Here is a 1,783-nt window from a genome sequence, read left to right as displayed (position 1 = left end):
GCGTTGAAACCATGCTTGCCGGTTTAAGTCAGCAGCTACAAAAGAATCTGAGAACCCATTTACTCTTCGATGCCAACCAACAATTTAGCCCCCGCTGGTTTGTGCGCAGCAAGCATGAGGCTGTCAACCCCACACAACCAGGCTCGATCATCAAAGATATGATTGCTCAAAGAGAAGCGCTACCGGACGCACAAAAATTCAAAGATGGCAGCATCACTGACCCCTTCGGTCTGGCCTGGGCCATCATTGCCGGTGCGGTACCTCATGAAAATTATCCGGATGTCGCCGATCTGTTTGAGGAGTTCTACAATAATGACGGTCAGTTATTCATCCCCATGGGCAACAGCGGTCCGAATGAGCACTTAATGAGAGCAAATAATGGCTACACATTCTGGCCCGATAAAATACTGCGCTGCGGCATTGCCCTTATGGGTATGTACAAAACCATCGATGATGTACGCTACCTTCATCTGGCGCAGAAGATACATGACAAAGTGTCAAGGCTTGAGAATTTCAATGAGTATTACCTGAAGGACCCGGCCACAGGATTGTTCGTGCCTTCCGGCGCTGAAAACCAGGGATGGCATGTGTTCACTTACTATCAGCTATCAGATATGCTCAAAAACAGTTTTATTGAAAAATGAGCGAGTAAGGAAAACACCCTAAACTCTGGAGACCGGCAGAGCCCGGAGTGTGGCGGCAGATTTTCAGTGCTTGTCACACTGAGCCCAAACTGACCAGGGAGTGATTGTCCTTACCCTACCTTATCTCATGTCCCGAGACATCGAATACACGTTAAAAAGCTCTGTTCCCCTTTGACTTAGATCATGCCGACCCGCCCCTTCCATCAGGATCTGCTGCTCCTCCGTGGATCTCTGGGGCATAGCAGTTAGGCAGAGCCAGTCGCACCTTGCAACGGAGCAGGGAGGGTGCTTTCAGGCCTGATTCCTGGGATTTTCACGGTAAACCTGGCATTTGTAAAACACTCGACGTTTTGAGTTACACTGTTTTGGCGCGCCTTTCCGAATATTACCTATTACTTATTGATTTATACTTATTTATGACTTTTTATTATATATAGAGTCTGGCCTGTGTCGGCAGATCTGTTGAATACTGAAAGCCGTGTCAGTAAAAGCAGCCAGCCCGTTTGCAAGTACTAACACTGAGAAAAACTCACAAGTTATACACAATTTTTCCACTAAACTGCCAACTTGAACTTCTGCCAATAGCGCATTATCTTGTGTATATATGAGTTCGTCACACAATATCTTGTGTTGGTTAGTCGGATAGTTAACCAAATAGTTAGATGATCTGGTTCGATAGTGTGGCGAACCCGAAGACAGTCTGTGAAGTCGCTAACGAAAGGGATTTGTGGCGCAAGTAGTGCAGTATCAGGGAAGAAAAGCTGACAGGTCACTCAGGACGGTGTCTGGTCCCTGAACACACCTCTTCGAGACAGTTTTACTGCGGGTTAATGACCTGCTGATTTTTCTCGGCTCGACCCTCTGCGACACATCGCCTGTACCCAAGACAGGAGCTGGCATTTAGTAGTAGCCGAAACATAAAAATACAATATCTTGAGTTTTATTTATCTACTGGTAAGGGCTTTTAATGAACAAAGATATCCTGGTCACCAAGCGCGACGGAGACAAGGAGCAGCTGGATCTGGAGAAGATCCACAAGGTCATCACCTGGGCTGCTGAAGGACTGAACAACGTTTCCGTTTCCGAAGTTGAACTCAAATCACAAATTCAGTTCTACGATGGCATACAGACCACTGATA

2 protein-coding genes are annotated in these 1,783 nt (G+C 46.6%); both read left to right on the top strand.

The features are described from left to right. A partial coding sequence (locus KDK17_RS10170) for a hypothetical protein (RefSeq protein WP_257288004.1) occupies window positions 1–644 on the top strand: 644 nt, incomplete at its 5' end. 967 nt (window positions 645–1,611) lie between these two features. Beyond that, a partial coding sequence (locus KDK17_RS10165; protein WP_257288005.1) for an ATP cone domain-containing protein occupies window positions 1,612–1,783 on the top strand: 172 nt, incomplete at its 3' end.

The sequence above is a fragment of the Endozoicomonas sp. SESOKO2 genome (assembly GCF_024606245.1).
Taxonomy (GTDB): Bacteria; Pseudomonadota; Gammaproteobacteria; order Pseudomonadales; family Endozoicomonadaceae; genus Endozoicomonas_A.
This window is presented reverse-complemented; position numbering and strand designations above follow the sequence as displayed.